Source organism: Sphingorhabdus contaminans (assembly GCF_007280415.1).
In the GTDB taxonomy this organism is placed as follows: Bacteria; Pseudomonadota; Alphaproteobacteria; order Sphingomonadales; family Sphingomonadaceae; genus Sphingorhabdus_B; species Sphingorhabdus_B contaminans.
The window spans coordinates 718753-737396 of record NZ_VKKU01000002.1 but is presented as its reverse complement, the minus strand read 5'-3'; the positions used below and the strand labels follow the sequence as shown (position 1 = coordinate 737396).

The window sequence follows — 18644 nt, the reverse complement described above, 5'->3', positions numbered from 1 at the left end:
GTTACCACAAATTTTCCGTTGCGATAGAGCGTTGTCTGCACCGCACGGTCGGGCGTGCCGAAACCTTATTGGCAGTCAGCTATTCTTTGGCAAACCCATAACGGAAAGCGACTGGTCGGAAGACAGATTTTCCTGCACCGAAAACAGATTGCCTTCCGGGTCGACTCCATATTGCACCCGCCATCCATCCAGCGACACCGTGCCGCCGACAAGTGGTATTTTCTGTGCTTTCAACCGGCGTTTCTCTGCCTTCAGATCGGTGACCTCCAAACCGAAGGAATTATAGCCGATTTCGTCCAGTTTCTGTCGTCCCGAACGCAGGGGTGTTTTGGGGCGGGCAAATTCCCAGACTTCGATGTCCATATTGCCCACGGTGAACCAGCCGCCCTTTATCTTGCTATTATAAAGGCCGCCGACTGCGTCCAGCTTGCTGTTATTTTCCTGCTCCATCGTCCGATGCGTTTTGCGGCCAAGCAGGCGCGTATAGAATTCCAGCATCTTGTCACGGTCGTGCACGACATTGGCTATATGGGTAATCCATGCCGCCTCCCGACGTTTGGGGGCATCGAGCGATTCATTTTCGATCATGATGCCATCGGGGTCGCGTCCATAGGAATAGCGCACGCCATATCCGCCAAGGTCGACGCCATCTTTCGCGTCAAACCGGGAAATGATCGAAAGTCCGGCTGCCATGAAGCGGAAAATGGCGGGGTCTTTGGACGCTGACTGGAAACAGATATGCGTATAGCCCGGGCCTATGACAGGCCGGGGATTTGCAACGCCTGCTTTTCCGGGTTCAAAATCCATAAGCTGGATGAAACCGGTGGGCATGGCGATGATTGCGATTTCAACTTGCTTGTAAGGTCTGGACAACAGCGCCGCCGGAAAGACGGAGCCGTTCACCTTGAACCGGCGTACCGCTTTATAGGGCACGGCTTTTGAATAGAAGGCAATGGTTGCGTCAATGTCCGACACGGTCATCGCGGCATGGTGCAGACCAAGATGCGGACCATCGAGCCCTGCTTTCCCATCACCGGAACCCTGCGCCTGCGCCGCGCCTGCGCACAGAAGCGTTGCCAGTGCGACTATCTTGAACCGCAATTTGGTCATCGGCTGCTCCCTGATTTTGGCCCGAATACCAGAAGGACATTGCCCGGAATCTGGCCGAATTTGTCATAACCCGAATTGACGATCAGCCGTCCGTCGGCAACCACCGGACCTGCGGAATCGATCGCGCCGCCATAGCCTTTGACGCCGTTCACTGTAGGCCAGTCGCGCCGTGTGTCGACCGTCCACAAGATCCGGCCATCTTTAGCTGAATAGGCCCGCATTATGCCGTTCAACGCACCGGCAAACACAATCCCATCGGTCAGCGTGACAGCCGCCGACATCGCCGTGCGGCATTCATGTTTGTCTTCCTTGCAGACAAAGGGTTCGATCTTGCTCCAAAGCGGACGTCCGCTGACGACATCAAAGGCATGCATGCCCTGGCGCGCTGGTCCGACCGCGCCCTTGTTTCCGGGTGTGTCGGCGATGCCTGCGTAGAGTGTGCGGCCATCGCTGGCCATGCCCCAGTGGACACCTCCGTTAAACCCGCCCATGCCGGCACGCTGCTGCCACAGCAATTTGCCGCCCTGATCCGGATCGAGCGCGTAGATCATGCCGGATTTCTGGCCCGCAAGGATGATATCGCGTCCGTTCGCCGCCTTTACCAATATGGGCGGCGCGCCGAAGTCGAGGTCGGGCCCATCTTCTTTCGGGCAGTTTACATTGTTTCCATGCATTCCGCAGGACGCATTCCAGGCATCGCCCTTCAGCATCTGCTGCACCCAGCGGATCTTGCCGGTTCCAATTTCCAGCGCGATGATGGAATCGCTTTTGTCATTTGCCGGTGTCGAGTAATTTTCGCCGGTTCCGAAGTAGAGCAGCTTTCGCTTTGTATCGATGGTGGGTGTCGACCAAACAGGCGCCCCCGAAGGCCCGAGATTCATAGCGCCTTCTTTGTTTTTGCCCTGTGGGGTCGCAGGCTCAGTGGTGTGCATGCGCCACAGCGAGCGGCCTGTCCGGGCATCAAGCGCAGTTATTCCGCCCCGGAATGTGCAGCATCCATAGTCACCGCGCATGGCGCTCACGACTTCGGTCGATGACATCGGCACAAACAGCTTGTTGTCGTAAAGGGTGACCGACCCGGTGATCGTGCCTGCCGGATGATCCTTGACCGATTGTTTCCAGACAAGCTTCCCGCTGCGCGCATTGACGGCGTACACATGGGCATCAAAATCGGTAAAATAGAGATTGCCGTCGTCGCCGATCGTAGGCGCGTTACGGACCTCTGCATCGGCGTCGAATGTCCACCAGATGCATCCGCTTTCAGGGTTAAGCGCGTAGACGCGGCCGTCGGCGCTTCCGGTGTAAATGGCGTCTTTGGTTACCGCCGGTTGTGACCGCGCCCGTGCCGCATCGGGAAAGGCAAAGGCCCATTTCAGTTCCAGGCTGCCGACATTGGCCGGCGTTATGCCGCCGGCAGCAGCTGGTTGATACCGCGCGTTTTCCAATCCGTTGCCCCAACGGTTCCATATTTTTTGCGGCGCGGATGCGAGGGTGCCCGTGCACATTTTCCCCGCAACGGCCTGAGCGCTGTTTCCAAGATAGCGGGCGAGCAGTTCGCGTTCCTCAGGCTTCAGAGCCTTGCCCTGTTCACGCATCAATCCGGTTTCGAGCGCGGCCAAAATTGCATCCGGAGTCCGGCTGCGCAGCGCCTTCAGCCCGGGTGCGCCGGTTTCGCCATTATTGTGGCATGCCGCGCAATTTTGCTGGTACAATGCTTCCGCCCGCCTCTTGTCGGCGGCGGACAATTCCGTCTTTGTGGCGCAGGCTGCAACAAGGGGAAGCAGAATGATCGCCGGTAGGGCCCGAATGATACGCATGGAAACGCTGCTTCTCCTCTCCTCAACGGCTGCCTATACTTTATTGACGAATATTACAATAGTGGATATTTCGCCCTCATGAACCTGCTTGCAAAACTCGTTGCTGTCGCTGCATTTCTGTTCGCAACACCGCTGTGGGCCTCCGATGTGCAGGTTGATCCCGCGGTGGTTTACGCAAATGAACATGGGGACAAGGATAATCCCTACCGTCAGGGATGGTATGGCAAAGGCGAGACGCGTCTGCATTATGTGGAGGCAGGGAAAGGGCCGCTGGTCATACTGTACCACGGCTTTCCGTCCACCTGGTTCAGCTGGTTCGACCTGATGGAAGAGCTGAAGGGGCGTTATCGTGTGGTGGCGGTCGATGCCCTGGGGGCCGGACTATCGGGCAAGCCCCGTGATCTCGCGCCTTACCGCATCGATCGTCTGGCCCGGCAGCTTGATGGCTTGGCCCGCAAAGTTGATGGCAATCGTCCGTTCGTCCTGATCGGCCATGACTGGGGCGCGGCACTCAGCCTTGCCTATGCGCAGGCCTATCCGCGCCGGGTAAAGGCCGTCGTGGGGATGAGCGCGCCGCCTTATAACCTGTTTCTCGATCTGGTGACGCGAAATGAAAAGCAGCGCGCCATGTCGGCCTATATGCAAACTTTCCGGACCCAGTCCTATGCCGATGTCCGCGACAGTGGCTTTGCTCCGCGCTTTGCAGCGCAGGTTTATGGCGCCCTGCGTGATGCCGGGCATTTGACGAAAGAGGAAGCCAGCCTGTTCGAAAAGGCCGTTGGCGATGTCGATGCCATGAGTGGTGGAATGAACTGGTACCGGGCGAATTTGCCCCCGTTCGAAAAGCTTGATGAATCCTGGTACTGGCCACGCGATAACCGGCCGATTCAGGCGCCCACATTGATCATCTGGGGTGACCGGGACCATACGTTCCTTCCTGTTTTTCTAGACCAGATGCCCGCCTATGCGCGCAGCGTGTCGGTCGCGCATTTCCCCGGCGTCGGACATATGACGCCCATTGAATCGTCCGGTCCAACAAATAAGCGCATTGCCCAATTTCTCGCGGACCATCGTTGAGGTAAACCTTAGGGCCTCCGGAGGTCGCTATTGCCACCGGGCCCGCTCAGATGGCGTCCTCCAATTTGTTGAGCGCGACCTGCAACCGCACGATGCACGCGCCGATGTCGGCATGTTCGCCGCCACGTTCGATGCGGGGATGCAGTTCCTGCAGCTTGCGCAATGCGACCGTTGCGGATTTGTGCAAACGTTCAATCGCACCCGACTCCAACGCTTCGGAAGAGATTCCGTTGCATGCGGCCAAACAGGCGACAACACGGCGGTTAAGGGTCAAATTGCTCATGCTGCTTCCTTTGCTAGGTCGGTGTTGCGGTTAAAAAACGCGTTTCGCCAAAAACGCCGTTTGTGCATATTGTCGGAGAGTAAAATGGGCCCACTCGCCGGATTGTTCCAGGTCTCTGCCGCGTTTGATCGTGAATCTGGAACAACTCCCCAAAGCGCCAGCGCCGCCTGGCGCAGCGATGCCGGATAATGGTCCAGTTCCGGTAGGTCTGCCGTGTTAATTTTGAACATGAAAGTCTCGTAAATTTCTTATTTAGGATATTCCCCTGTGGAGGGGGCGGGTTCACGCGCGCCATGCGCAGCGTCTTCGATCGGGATCGGAAATCAGAAACAAATCTTCATACGCATCGTCGTCACCTCATCGTTGGCAGAGAGGAACACGATACTTGGCTAGGTCGCCTGAGCATCGCGCGCTTTAGCTGTTGGTAACGTGGAAGCAAGCTGCATCCTGATCAAAAGCCGCGGTCCGAAATCTGGTAAGGAGCGGTCCGTTCGGACGAGGGTGCCCGCTCGATGTATTCTCTACTTATTTGGTTGAGATATGATTCGTCAAGCAGTCTTTTTGCCTTTCCGTCAAATTGACGGTTTTCCGCGCTTAGCGGTCCGCCGTATGCCGCAGGGCCATAGCGTAATATAAATAGTGGTACAATGTTTACTTGACATAGTGCCGCAATGTTTGGCAGCAGTTGCTCGAAAATGGTCCAAATTCCGAATCTTGGGGGAATGGGCCGGAATGCCGACAAGCGCCTCCCCCGGGGCCTTGCCAGACAGGGAGTTACAACATGCGTCGCACGAACCATTGGCTTCTCTTGAAAGCATCAACCACTGCCCTGGCCCTGGCAGGTGGCGCAGGCTTCACCTCCGCCGCATGGGCGGATGCGACGCCGGAGTGTAATATAGGTTCCAGCGTCGACCCAGTTTCGGGGCTCGTTATCTTCGAGACAACTTCTTTGGAGTGTGGCGAACTTTCCAATGCTGATGGAGCTGGATCGTCGGCTATTGGTGCCGGCTCTGTAGCTGCGGACATCAAAGCCACAGCAGTTGGTGCGCTGTCGAAGGCTTTAGCGGTAGACAGCCTAGCGCTTGGTGCATCAGCACAAGCAACCGTTGAAGCAATTGGCGGCGTCGCAATCGGTGCTAACTCAATTGTGAGTGAACGAAATGTTGTGTCGTTTGGTGACGCGTCTACAAATCTGAGAAGACGGCTGGTCAACATTTCGAGAGGCATCGATGCCAACGATGCTGTAACCGTCGGTCAGTTGGATGAGGTCGAAGAGCAAATAAAATTCTTCAAATATTTTCCAGGGGGCGCATTAGGGCCGCTCGTGGTTGGTCAAAATGCACTGGGTATAGGGGCAGATGCTGTCAGCAATGGTGAAGGAAGTATTGCAATTGGCTTCAGGGCGCAAGCTAACCGGCTGGATCCTGGTTTAAGCCCGGCCACAGCACTAGGTGCCGACGCAAAAGCTACCGCATCGGGCGCGCTCAGTCTGGGTGCGGCGGCTGAAGCAAATTCAACAAGCTCCATTGCCATAGGTGACGGTGCAAAAATCACTGGCGAAGAAGGGGGCAAGCCAACTTCAACCTCTTCCATCGCCATTGGCTCGGGCGCCGAAGTGAACAATGCGGAACAATCCATCGCTCTAGGCAAGGATGCCAGTGCTCGTGCTGGAAATGCTGTAGGGATAGGGCTGTCAGTAAAGGCAAATGGTCTCGACAGCGTTGCTCTGGGTAGCAGCGCACAAACGTCGGGTTCGGCTTCTGTTGCAATTGGTGTCGGCGCCGAGGTTGCTGCCTTGGCCGACAATGGCATGGCTTTTGGGACTGGTGCTATCGTCGGATCAGATCCAACTTTTGCAGCCATTAATGCAATTGCAATTGGCTCTGCTGCAAAAAGTGACGCGGAAAGTGCGATAGCACTTGGGAACGGCGCATTTGTAGAAGGTATCGCAACCAGCGCCATCGCGATAGGTAAAAACGCGAAAGTAGAAAATACTATTAATGTTGTGGGTAATGATCCTCTTGATGCGATTGCCATTGGTCGGGATTCCTTGGGGGGTGGAATCGAGGCGCTTGCCATGGGCCGTGGTGCACGGGCGGAGCGGGAACAAGGCATCGCGATCGGATCGCAAGCCGTAACCAGCGGCACTGGTGCGATCGGTATCGGGCTCCGAACAGAATCCAGAGGACTCAAATCTGTCGTGATCGGTGGGGATGCCCGGACAACTATAGGTAGTGGTGGTTCCATCGCGATAGGCGACAGCAGTTTTGCATCTGGGCGAGAATCAATCGCTATTGGGATCGGCGTTCAGGCGGGGAAGCCTAAAGACCCCGCAACGGGAGAACTGTTATTGGATCCGGTTACCGGCCTACCAGTTCCCGACGATGGCAATGGCTTTGGCGCTACCGGGGATCTTTCTATCGCAATGGGTCTTGGTGCAGCGGCCTCCGATGTAAGTAGTGTGGCGATTGGCACACAATCCATTGCATCGGGCCAAAGCGCTTGGGCTTTGGGATCTAATGCTAAAGCGACAGGCGATAGTGCTTTAGCATTTGGGAATCTTTCCGAGGCGAAGGGTCTATCAGCCGTCGCTATCGGTTTCAGCGCGACAGTAGATGCAAGCGCCGCCGACTCGCTAGCCTTCGGTAAAGATGCAAAGGTGTCCGCTCGTAGCACCGGACCGCTTCCGACAGACATCACTACATTTCTTCCGACCAATGCCCTTGCCATCGGCACGAGCGCCAGAGCCGAAGAAACAAGCGCAATTGCGGTGGGCCTGAATGCGAAAGCTGATCGTGTCGATACGATCGCATTAGGACGCGGCGCATTGGCAACGGCGAACAGCAGTGTTGCAATCGGTGCCGATTCTGTTGCCGACCGGGTCATCCCGACAGGACTAGGGAAACCAATTGGAACAGTGGCTTTCGGCTCCACGAATAAAGAACGGCAGCTAATTCATGTGGCTGCCGGTACCGCCGACACGGACGCTGTAAATGTGGCGCAATTAAATGCAGCGCTGGATGGCGTCACGGCCAATCCCTTTTTTGTGTCCGAGAGCGAACAAGATTTGGTATCGCCAAATCTTCCGATAGCTCGGGGTACAGATGCAATAGCGTTGGGCGCGCTAGCTACGGCTGATAGTGACAACAGTGTCGCTCTCGGTGCCGGCTCAGTAGCGTCGCGTGATCTAGCTGGATTGCCAACAACTACGGTAGGTGTAGTGTCGATTGGCGATGTGGATAAAGAGCGCCAGCTGATAAACGTCGCTAACGGTACGCAAGGTACCGACGCGGTTAACAAGAGGCAGTTGGACGGTGTTGAAACGGCTTTGGATAACCGACTCGACACCGCCGAATTAGACATCGACAGCTTACAAGAGGAATCCCGATTCCTCACCGTGAACAGCAACGCCTTGGCCGGTGCAGCGGTTGCAAGCGGGGCGGATGGTGTGGCCTTGGGTTCGGGGGCAAATGTGAATGCAAATGCGACCAATGGCGTCGCACTCGGGAAAGATGCCACCATCAACGCCGGTATCACCAACAGCGTCGCACTTGGCGCGGGGTCGGTGGCGAGTGATTCCAATACCGTATCGGTCGGTAAGGCAGGCAGTGAGCGTAAGATCACCAACCTGGCCAAGGGCACAGCCGCGACAGATGCGGTCAACGTCACGCAATTGGACGACAAGACCAAATATCTCTCCGTCAACAGCACGCTTGGCGTCGCATCGGCTACCGGAACCAACGCCATTGCGCTTGGTCCCGTGTCGACGGCGGTGGGTACGAGCTCCGTGTCGATTGGTAATGGATCAAATGTGATCGCCAATGGCGCTGTAGCGCTGGGATCGAACACATCAATTGACGGAACAGCAACCGGCGCGATCGCGCTGGGTCAAGGGGCAACAATTGCGGCTCGCGTCATTGGACCGCTTCCAACGGACATTACAACGCGTAAACCTACCGATGCCATTGCCATTGGTCGCGATTCATTGGTGGAGGAACAAGACGCCATTGCGATTGGTCGTGAGGCAACGGCAAGTCGCAATGATACCATTGCTCTGGGGCGTCAGGCGTCCGCTACTGGACCGGCTGCCATCGCCATGGGCGAACGCACAGAATCAACCGGACTTGCATCACTTGCCTTTGGTATCGGCGCGCGGTCATTGGGGCAGCGCTCCCTCTCGATCGGCGCTGACAGCTTTGCAGATGGAGTTAATTCGATAGCAATCGGCATCGGTTTTGGGGCACGGAAGATTCCCAGGACAGATCCTGTGACCGGTCTTCCTCTTCCGGACGACGGCAACGGATTGGGTGCCCATGGTCAAGGATCGGTGTCCATTGGTAATTCATCCAGATCTCTTGGGCTTAGCTCGGTCGCTCTTGGCGATATTGCCTCGGCTGACGTCGATTTCGCCACCGCAATCGGCACCGCTACCTTCGCCACCGGCATTGGTTCAACTGCCCTCGGGGCATTCGCCAACGCAAATGGAAATGATTCCGTCGCAGTTGGTGCCGCCCTTGCCGATGGTCGGTCTTCGGTCGCGATGGGGCTTGGTGCATTCGCGCAAGAAGCGGACGGCGTGGCACTCGGCTCTGGCTCGGTCGCCAACCGCGGCAATGCAGTGTCGTTCGGTAATGACGTTGCGGATATTGACGGCGATGGTGATCCCCTGACCAACCCCATATTCCAACGACAGCTCATCAATGTCGCCGATGGTACGCAAGACACTGATGCCGTAAACGTGCGCCAATTGAACATCGTTGATGACCGGGTCGTTGCCCTCGAACTCGCGCAGCAATATCTGTCGGTCAACAGCACCGAAGACCCTGCATCGGCCACCGGCGTCGACGCAATCGCCCTGGGTGAAGAAACATCGGCATCGGCCCTGAATTCCATCGCTATCGGTAAAACGTCGAAAGTAGGGGCGGGCTCTAATGGCTCCATCGCCCTTGGTGCGGACTCGCAGGTGACCGACGGCACGGTCAATGCAGTCGCGCTCGGCGCAAATTCCATCGCCAATGAAAAAGATACCGTCTCCATTGGTACCACCCTTGTCGGCGGTCAACGCCGTCTGGTCAACTTGGCCGATGGTACGGCCCCCACCGACGCGGTGAACAAACGACAACTGGATCGGGTCGATGCCAAAACCAAATATATCTTCATCAATAGCGATGGCGCGGCGCCTAACGTGGACGGCATCGATGCAATTGGTATCGGGGAAGGGGCAACGTCTTCGAGTGACAAAACTATCGCACTCGGCGCCAATTCTAACGCTTTGGCTCTATTCGCCGTCTCCTTAGGGGGCGATTCCTCTGCAACGGGCTTAGGTGCCGTTGCTGTCGGCCATTCAGCCAAGGCGAGAACAGAAGGTAGTGTGGCTTTAGGTGATTTAGCCGAAGTAGCATTCGATACAGGATCCAGTGTCGCAATTGGCGCTGGCTCCCTTGCGGATAGAGATTTGGGCACTTTTGCCACCGATGTTGTCGGAACTGTATCCTTTGGTAAGGCGGGCGAACTGCGGCAATTGGTCAATATCGCCGATGGTACGGAAGATACCGACGCTGCAAACGTGCGGCAATTGAATGCTCTGCGCGATGATCTCACCAACCCTTTCCTCGCGATCAACAGCATAGTCGCGCTTGCGGGAGATGAAGCGATTGCCGGCGGGGTAAACTCAATCGCGCTGGGCACCAGAGCAAATGCTACTGGCAACAACAGCGTTGCCCTCGGTGCGGGATCGATTGCCAGTGCAGCGAATGTGGTGTCGGTTGGCTTTGACGGCAATGACGGCGACGGTGATCCTTTGACCAATCCAGCGTTCCAACGCAAGATTGTAAACGTAGCCGCAGGTAATCTGGTGGACGGCAGCACGGACGCGGTGAACGCGGACCAGTTGGTTGACGAAATTCGCACGGTCAACACAACTATTATCGACAAAACCAAATATCTGTCGGTCCGCAGTACGGGTGCCGATGCATCGGCGGCCGGGTCTGAATCCATCGCGATAGGCGGCGATTCCTCGGCCCTTGGCAATGACAGCCTGGCGCTCGGAACAAATGCACGATCGGTCAATGACCGGTCTGTGGCAATCGGTAACAACAGCTTTGCGTCGGCCAATGATTCCATCGCAATTGGCATCGGCAATGCGGCTTCCGGTCTGGAGGGTGGCGTTGACTCCAATGGCAATGGTGTTCTCGATCCGGGTGAACCGCGCTTTGGTGCGCGCGGTGAGGCAGCGATTGCAATCGGACGTGCTGCCCTGGCAGACACAAAGGATTCCACAGCAATAGGCGCCTCCGCGAGCGCTTCAGGCGAAGAGTCGACCGCCTTGGGCAGCAAGGCATTGGCGTCGGGTGATAACGCTTCGGCTTTCGGTTCGGAATCCCTCGCATCGGGTGCTTTCTCAACCGCATTTGGCACTTCGGCGAATGCATCGGGTCAGCAATCGGTGGCCATTGGTTCTGCCGCACGCAGTACCGGTCAATCCGCACTCGCCTTGGGCGCAGGTGCGGTGGCCCAATCGCAAGATGGTGTGGCCCTTGGTTCCGGCTCATTCGCGAACCGCGGCAACGCCATATCCTTTGGTAATGATCAGGACGATGGCGACGGCGACCCGGCGACCAATCCGGTCTTCCAACGCCAGTTAATAAATGTCGCCGACGGAACGCAGGATACTGATGCTGTAAATCTGCGGCAGCTGAATGACGCCGTCGCCGAAGCCAATCCGTTCTTTGTATCGCAAAGCACCGATTTAGCGAAAAAGCCGACCGCGACGGGCGCTGCATCACTCGCATTGGGTGAACTTGCAGATGCAACGGGCAACCATAGCGTTGCCTTGGGCGATGGATCTGTTGCAGGTGTCGATAATGTGGTGTCCGTAGGTTCGTCGACATTGCAGCGCAAGATCATCAATGTCGCCGCGGGCAATCTGGTGGACGGCAGCACGGATGCGGTGAACGCGGATCAGCTGGTTGACGAGATTCGCACGGTCAACACGACGATCAACAACAAAACAAAATATGTCGCGGTGAACAGCACGGCCGCAGATGCGTCGGCGGCGGGCACGGGCGCTATTGCCGTTGGTGGCGGGTCGTCGGTGGCGGCAACTGTTACCGGCGGAATCGCGCTTGGTGAAAATGCAAAGGTAAATACAGGTGCCTTGAACAGTGTCGCTATCGGTGCGGGTTCTATTGCGGACCGAGTGCCTGTGGCGGGGACGGCGGGCACGGTTTCCTTCGGTAAAGCGGGTGCAGAACGACAGCTTGTCCATGTGGCCGATGCCACGCAGGCAACCGATGCTGTCAACAAAAGGCAACTCGATCTCGTCGAACAGAATCTGACGACGCTGATCAATACCGTCGATGGTGGTGCGAGCCCATTTTTCGCAAGCGAGACGGTCGATGTGGCAAAGGCTGCAAAAGCAACCGGAACGGACGCGGTTGCGATGGGTGCCAATGCCGACGCCAAGTCGGCAAACAGCGTGGCGTTGGGGGCTGGGTCCGTGGCGGATCGCGCCTTGACCGGACTGCCCGCCACGACTGTCGGCGTGGTTTCGGTCGGCGATGTCGGCAAGGAACGCCAGATCATCAATCTTGCCGATGGCACGCAGGCCACAGATGCCGTGAACAAAAGGCAGCTGGATGTTGTCGATGCCAAGACAAAATATCTGTCGATCAAAAGCACGGCAGCAGTTGCTTCGGCATCTGGGGTTGATTCAGTCGCTATTGGCGGTGGGGCTGCGACCGGGCTATTGGCCCGGGACGGAATTGCCATCGGGTCTGGTGCGCAAGTCGACATCGACAATGCGATCGCCATGGGCAAACTGGCAACGGTGGATGCCACCGCGAAAGGTGCGATTGCTATAGGGGCCGGGGCAAAAGTCTTTGCACGCGATACGGACAGCGCACAACCAGGAGTGCAAGAAACCGTTGACTTGCCAGTAGGCGCCATCGCTTTTGGCAACACGGCGCAAGCTACAGAAAAAGAAGCGATTTCAATAGGTAGTGGTATTGCCAATCGCAAAGAGGCGATTTCTATAGGGCAGCAGAATATCGTCAACGGTGCAAACTCGATCGCAATTGGTAAATTTGCCCAAACGGCATTTGAAGATTCCATCGCTATGGGACGAAACGCAAATACTCTGTTCGCCGGAGGTGTGGCTATAGGCCGCGCTGCGCAGGCTCTGACCCCCGATAGTGTCGCGCTAGGTTCGGATTCAAATACAGGAGCGCGGAGCGATGTTGTTTCGATCGGCTCCGACGGAACTATAATTGGAAGCATTGTTAAAACACGCCAGCTCACCAACCTAAAGGCCGGTACTCAGGCCACGGATGCGGTGAACAAGGGGCAGATGGACAGTGAGTTAGACAAAATACGTGAAGATCTCGGTGGCGATATCACCAACATCACTACCGACGTAACCACCGCGACAAACACGATAATTAACGAGAAGACCAAATATCTGGCGGTGAACAGTGCAGGTACGGACGCCGCAGCGACAGGTGCGGAATCGATTGCTGTGGGTGGCGGTTCGTCTGTGGCGGCCGGCGTGAACGGTGGCATTGCCCTGGGCAGCAACGCCAAAGTCAATGCCGGTGCGTTGAACAGCGTTGCGATAGGTGCGGGTTCCATAGCAGACCGTGTGCCGGTGGCAGGGACCGCAGGCACGGTTTCGTTCGGCACGACGGCCAATGGCGGTCAGCGTCAGTTGGTTAACGTCGCCGCTGGTACGCAGGCGACCGATGCGGTGAACAAAGGTCAGATGGATGCTGCGATCCAGCAATTGGATCTGGCGATCAAGGATATTGATGTCCGCAATCCGTTTCTTGCGATCGATAGCACGGTTGCGATTGCCGCCGATGACGAAGCCTTTGCTTCGGGCGGTGACGCAATGGCGCTGGGCAAATCCGCGCGGGCCGAAGCGCAGCAAGGCCTCGCACTTGGCTTTGCCGCCAATGTTGTTGGTCAACGTGGGATCGCACTTGGTTCAAACGCGTCCGCAGGTGGAGCGGACAGTGTCGCTTTAGGTGCCAATTCCATCGCAAATCGCGGCAACGCCGTTTCGGTCGGGTCCGACACATTGCAGCGACAGATTATCAATGTTGCGGCAGGTTCAGCTGCTACTGATGCGGTCAACAAGGCGCAGCTGGACGCCGTTGAAAGCAAGATTGTGACCTTTGACGGCAAAGTGGGTGACCAGATCACCAATATCAATACAACGGTCCAGGCCGCCGCAAAGGCGGCTCCCTGGACCTCGATTAAGAGCGTTGAAGGCGAAGATGGCGTTGCCGTCGCCACTGGTGAAGATGCTATCGCGTTGGGCAAAGAAAGTCGGGCGCGGGGCAACGATACGGTGGCAATTGGTAACGGTGCCATTGCCGAAGGCGACGCATCCGTTTCAGTCGGTAAAGGTAACCGCGCGACGGGTAAAGGCGCCGTCGCTATTGGTGACCCCAATGTCGCAAGCGGAACAGGGGCCTTTGCCGGTGGCGATGAAAACCGGGCCATCGGTGACGGCGCGCTTGCTTTGGGCAATCTGAACAAAGCATTTGGCAAGTCGGCTATCGCTCTGGGTGATAATGCTACGGCCGGTGCCGTCCAGATCGATCCTGCATCAGGGCTGGCAATCATCGATCCCGTCACAGGTGATCCGATACCGGTTAACAGCGGAAACATTGCCATTGGTGACGCCGCATCGGCCACCAATGCTGATAACATTGCCATTGGCTCGGGTGCGAAAGTCAATGTCGCAAATGCAATGGCGTTAGGAAAAGGTGCTACGGTTGGGGCCGCCGGAGCGAACAGCATTGCGCTCGGAAACGGATCGATCGCGAACGAGGCTAATGTCCTGTCTGTTGGTGCCGTGGGTGCCGAACGTCGAATAGTGAATGTCGCGCAAGGCGTGGGCGCAAATGATGCCGTCAACGTCAGCCAGTTGACCCAGGCGGTGCAAAACATTGTTGCCGGTGTGAACCCCTTCTTCATTACCAGCAGCACATCGGGCAAAGCGACGGCCAATGGGGCTGATTCTATCGCTTTGGGCAAGGATGCGACAACCAACGGGGATAACAGCGTCGCGCTCGGGACCGGATCGATCGCGAATGGAGACAATGTCGTATCCGTAGGTGCAGCCGGAGCTGAGCGTAAAATCACCAACGTAAAAGCAGGTTTGATCAGTGAGACCAGCACCGATGCCGTCAATGGTGCGCAATTGCTCGCCGAGGTAAACCGCGCGATTACGCAATCGGTGAATCCCTTTGTGACCGTCAACAGCACAGGAGGCCGATCGACCGCCACAGGCAGCGATGCCGTCGCCATTGGCAAGGACAGTTTTGCGACAGGCGAAAAGGCAGTCGCGCTTGGACAAGGGGCGTCGGTTGACGCCACCGCGCAGAATAGCGTGGCGCTGGGTGCCGGTTCGGTTGTTGCCGCGAACCAGTCCAATACCGTGTCGGTCGGTGCCGCGGGGTCCGAACGCAAGATCGTCAATGTGGCCGATGGTCTCGTTGCATTGGGCAGCAAGGAAGCCGTCAATGGCGGCCAGTTGGCCGCGGTAAAGACCGTGGCAGACAACGCCTTAACTGTCGCCAATCAGGCGCTGACCACCATCAAACAGGTGAATGGTGATGTGACAAAAGTTACCGACACCGCCAACACGGCGCTTGCGCGCACACAGTATCTGGAGGTCAACAGCACGGGCGCAAAGCCGAAGGCCACGGGCGAGGATGCCATAGCGCTGGGTGAAAACGCCATTGCCAATTCCAAGGATAGCCTTGCCGTCGGAACCAATGCAAATGCAACCGGCGTGGCTGCTCTCGCCATAGGTTCTGGCGCCAAATCGAATGGCGCTGGTGCGATTGCCTTGGGTAATGGGGCAAGTTCGGATGGGTCGCTGAGTGTTGCTATCGGGAACGGGGCGATCGCTGGGAAATCTGGCAGCGTTGCAATTGGTCAGGGTGTAACCACAACACGCGACAATCAGATTGCAGTTGGTAATAGCACAACCACGGTCACAATGGCGGGTCTCGGTTCGGCCGCGAGTGCGGCCGCGCAAACGGGAACAACCAAATTTGTGACTGGCGATTCCCTGGGCAATCTGGCCTATTCCACATTCAGCACCGCAGATATCGCCAATTTGCAGAAGTCGGTAGCCGATCTGACTGGTCAGTTTTCGACCATCTCGACCCAGATCGAGGGTCTTGGCCGTAGGGCGCGGGAAGCTGATGGTGGCATAGCAGCGGCCATGGCGTTGGGCGGAACAATGCTTCTTCCCGACACCTCGGTTTCCGTCTCGTTCAACCTTGCGACCTATCGCGGCGAACAGGGCTTTTCGGGTGCCGTCGTTGCAAAGGTGCGCGAAAATGTCTGGGTGAGCGGTGGCATCGGCGGGTCAACCGTAAAACGTTCGACAGGTGGCCGAGTAGGGATAAGCTTCGGTTGGTAAATCTGACAGAGGCCCGCCGGATAGGGGGCAGTCTAAAAAAGTGGGGAGGATGACGCAGGTTAATTGCCTGCGGCACCCTCCCCATGATTGAACAAGGCTAGTGGCCAGTTTTAAACGGTGATCCCGCAATTGGGTGCAGGGACTGCCCCTGTGCCCGCACCCACGCGGTTGATCAGATTGCCGAAGCTATCCTGATCACCCGCGAGCTCGTTCAGAAACTCTTCCAAGTTGGTGTAACCATCGCCATCCGCATCAGCGGTTCCGCTAGTGATATTCTGGCGCTGCTCCCAATTGTCATCCATGCCGTCTCCGTCATTGTCGGTATAGGCAACGCCCGACTGCAATGTGGGCCATCCGCCGACTTCTGCCGGGCTGTCGATAATGCGACCGCTGCAGCCCAGAAATGTCTGCAACACCCGGCGGTCAGAAGCATCGCGTGGGAAGGCGCCGGCAAAGGCGACAACATCCCTTACGGCTTGGTCAGCGGAGCTGAAAAGCTGAACACTCAATGCGCCAATTGGCTGTTGACGGACATATTTCCAATCCATTGGATCCATGAACAACCGGTCATCAGAACTGTACGACCGGCGACGGCCGTCTACATTCTGATACAGATAGAATTCAGCCATTCCAGGATTTGTCGAATATTGCTCATCATAGTTGCCGCCAAAAATCGATGTTCCGCGGAGCGAGCTCGGGCCCATAGATACCCAGTTACCGACAACGTTGACTTGGCGCTTCAGGCCGCTTGTGGTCAGACTTTGCTTTTGCTGCATCGAGAAATATTGATGCGCCTTTTCCCGCATATTGTACGAGATCAGGTTCACGAAATCCGCACGGGTCCCAACACCCGCATTGGGCATGCGGTCGGTTGCGTGGGCCATGAACACATGGTGGGCGGTGATATTGTGGCCTTCAAGGAACATGCCTTTAGAATGCTCGCCGGATTTATGGGTCGACTTGCTCAGACCTTCATAAACCATCGACCATTGAATGGTCACGTTTGACGCATTTTTGGTGGTGTTGAACGGCTCATCGGTTGCCCAGGACAAGGACACATGATCCAATATGGTGTTGACCGCACGACTGTCGACCGTGATGCTGTCGGTGGTATCTTGCTTGGTGCCCCCTGTAGGCCCCGGACGCACGCGCAGATGGCGAATGATGATATGCGGTGCGTTGAGATAGAATGGTGACCCGGTCAGGTTCGACGGGTGGTTCTTGATAGCGATGCCATCACCTGGTGCGGTTTGCCCGGCAACGGTCAGATATCCCGATGTTGGTTTGATCTGAGTGAGCAACTCGATAGTTCCGCTGACCCGGAAGATGCAAGTCCGCGGCCCGGTTGCCATCATACAAGCGCGCAGTGAACCTGCACCAGAGTCGGCCAATGTCGTAACCGGAATGACCCGTCCGCCACGACCGCCTACAGACGCCGCACCAAATCCTTCGGCCGTGGGGAACGACCGCTGCTGTCCGCCAGGTAGCTTGGACGGGTTGTAGATGGACGAGGAAGTTGCGTGGTTAGCTGATGGCCATGCGACGAGCGATGCTGTCACGAGCAGTGCCCCCAAATATCTTTTCATCTTAATCTCCGATGCATTTGACGAACCCGCACATACGAGATGTGTGAAATGCCAAATGAAGGAGATAAGTTAAGGGCGTGCCCAAAAAATTCAGTTAAGTCAGGTAGTTGAAGTTAGTCTCAATTTTTGGGGTAATAGGTTCCGATTCAATCATTTCGATGGTTAAAATTTACTTTTCCATCTTGGACCGACTTCGGATTTTTGAAACAAAAATTCAATTTTTATATTGCCGCGCAATCTTATCTTGCGCCGATTTTTTGGAACAAAGAAAGGTGATTGGCGCATGTGTTTTCGATCGAAAAAGACTTGGATTGTTCGATCGCAGCCGCTGAACATTTCCGGTAGAGATCCGGATCATCGAGCAGCGTAAGAATGGCATCGGCCAACGCGTCGGCATCATCCAGCGGGCGCAGCAACCCGTTCCGGCCTTCCAGAACCAGTTCCGTATTGCCCGCGACCCGGGTCGCAACAATGGGCAACCCGCAAGCCATCGCCTCGAGTAATGCGACCGGCATTCCTTCATATCGTGACGTGTTGAGATAGATGTCGGACGTAGTCATCAGCTGGGCAATGTCCGAACGCTCACCCAGAAAATGGACATGTTCGGCAACGCCGCGATCCACGGCCAAAGTACGCATATTTTCAAGGTCGACGCCATTACCGGCAACGTTGAACTGCGGCATTTTTTCTGCGCCAATCCTAGCCTTGAGCACGACCGCGATTTCGACAAGAAGATCGTAATGCTTTTGCTCCGAGATTGTCCCCACACTCAGTATCCGTCTCTTTGCACTGACTTCAGATCGCGGATGTGAGGCAGAGAAACTCTTGCTTGCTGCATTGGGAATATACGCGATCGGTCGACGCACATTCTGTGTGAACAGGGCCTCGGTCTCTTTGCTGATCGCAACATAGGCCGAGGCGATGTGGTCGAATAGTTTGAACATGCCGACGGGAAAGCTCAGCTTGCTATTGTGATGCGTCAAAACCACCGGCGCATTGCTCGGATGTGCGAGCAGCATAAGCAGCGCACGTGCTGTATGGGCATGAATGATGTCGGGATTGAGATTGCGGATAAGCGTCCGCATCTTCCGCCATCCGTTCAGCGGATTGCGTGACGTTCCAAGCTGCAGGGAGACGAATTCTCCACCCTCGTCCACGATACGCTGCCGCAGCACCGCTTCCATTTCAGCGGAGTTTCCGACGCTTTGGGCATCGGCCAGAGAGACAACAGTGCTGCGATGCCCGGCGGCGACATATTCCTTGTTCAAATTGACAACAAGCATTTCGGCGCCGCCTGAAGTCAGGCTGGTGAGGATGGATACAATATGCAT

Annotated in this window: 8 protein-coding genes; 2 read left to right on the top strand and 6 right to left on the bottom strand. The window is 56.5% G+C overall.

All coding sequences use genetic code 11. From position 1 onward, the window contains the following. Positions 1 to 75: 75 nt before the first annotated feature. Positions 76 to 1110 carry a VOC family protein gene (locus FOM92_RS11785; RefSeq protein WP_143777059.1) on the bottom strand — a complete coding sequence of 345 codons (1035 nt, stop codon included), beginning with the start codon at positions 1108 to 1110 and terminating at the stop codon, positions 76 to 78. Beyond that, positions 1107 to 2927, bottom strand: coding sequence for an outer membrane protein assembly factor BamB family protein (locus FOM92_RS11780; RefSeq protein WP_143777058.1), 1821 nt, complete (start codon positions 2925 to 2927; stop codon positions 1107 to 1109). The genes FOM92_RS11785 and FOM92_RS11780 overlap by 4 nt, the downstream gene beginning before the upstream one ends. A gap of 78 nt (positions 2928 to 3005) precedes the next feature. Between FOM92_RS11780 and FOM92_RS11775 the strand changes: the two genes are divergently transcribed. Further along, positions 3006 to 4004, top strand: coding sequence for an alpha/beta fold hydrolase (locus tag FOM92_RS11775; protein WP_143777057.1), 999 nt, complete (start codon positions 3006 to 3008; stop codon positions 4002 to 4004). 46 nt (positions 4005 to 4050) lie between these two features. On the opposite strand, the gene FOM92_RS11770 is transcribed toward FOM92_RS11775, so the two are convergent. After that, on the bottom strand, positions 4051 to 4287 hold the full coding sequence (locus FOM92_RS11770; RefSeq protein ID WP_143777056.1) for a hypothetical protein: 237 nt from the start codon (positions 4285 to 4287) through the stop codon (positions 4051 to 4053). Then, positions 4284 to 4517: a hypothetical protein gene (locus FOM92_RS11765; protein ID WP_143777055.1), complete on the bottom strand. Its 234-nt coding sequence runs from the start codon at positions 4515 to 4517 to the stop codon at positions 4284 to 4286. The genes FOM92_RS11770 and FOM92_RS11765 overlap by 4 nt, the downstream gene beginning before the upstream one ends. Before the next feature lie 551 nt (positions 4518 to 5068). Between FOM92_RS11765 and FOM92_RS11760 the strand changes: the two genes are divergently transcribed. Then, the gene (locus tag FOM92_RS11760; protein ID WP_143777054.1) at positions 5069 to 15727 is read left to right on the top strand and encodes a YadA-like family protein; all 10659 of its coding nucleotides are present in this window, start codon (positions 5069 to 5071) and stop codon (positions 15725 to 15727) included. Between the two features lie 110 nt (positions 15728 to 15837). Here FOM92_RS11760 and FOM92_RS11755 read toward each other — a convergent pair whose 3' ends face one another. Both FOM92_RS11755 and FOM92_RS11750 read right to left on the bottom strand, forming a co-directional pair. Next, positions 15838 to 17313 (bottom strand): pectate lyase, encoded by a 1476-nt coding sequence (locus FOM92_RS11755; protein ID WP_143777053.1) that lies wholly within the window; start codon positions 17311 to 17313, stop codon positions 15838 to 15840. Between the two features lie 239 nt (positions 17314 to 17552). After that, the gene (locus FOM92_RS11750; protein WP_143777052.1) at positions 17553 to 18644 is read right to left on the bottom strand and encodes a glycosyltransferase; all 1092 of its coding nucleotides are present in this window, start codon (positions 18642 to 18644) and stop codon (positions 17553 to 17555) included.

Excerpts from the sequence above, each read along its gene's own strand:
- FOM92_RS11785 (WP_143777059.1), bottom strand. The coding sequence starts at position 1,110 with ATGACCAAATTGCGGTTCAAGATAGTCGCACTGGCAACGCTTCTGTGC.
- FOM92_RS11780 (WP_143777058.1), bottom strand. The coding sequence starts at position 2,927 with ATGCGTATCATTCGGGCCCTACCGGCGATCATTCTGCTTCCCCTTGTT.
- FOM92_RS11775 (WP_143777057.1), top strand. The coding sequence starts at position 3,006 with ATGAACCTGCTTGCAAAACTCGTTGCTGTCGCTGCATTTCTGTTCGCA.
- FOM92_RS11770 (WP_143777056.1), bottom strand. The coding sequence starts at position 4,287 with ATGAGCAATTTGACCCTTAACCGCCGTGTTGTCGCCTGTTTGGCCGCA.
- FOM92_RS11765 (WP_143777055.1), bottom strand. The coding sequence starts at position 4,517 with ATGTTCAAAATTAACACGGCAGACCTACCGGAACTGGACCATTATCCG.
- FOM92_RS11760 (WP_143777054.1), top strand. The coding sequence starts at position 5,069 with ATGCGTCGCACGAACCATTGGCTTCTCTTGAAAGCATCAACCACTGCC.
- FOM92_RS11755 (WP_143777053.1), bottom strand. The coding sequence starts at position 17,313 with ATGAAAAGATATTTGGGGGCACTGCTCGTGACAGCATCGCTCGTCGCA.
- FOM92_RS11750 (WP_143777052.1), bottom strand. The coding sequence starts at position 18,644 with ATGCATATTGTATCCATCCTCACCAGCCTGACTTCAGGCGGCGCCGAA.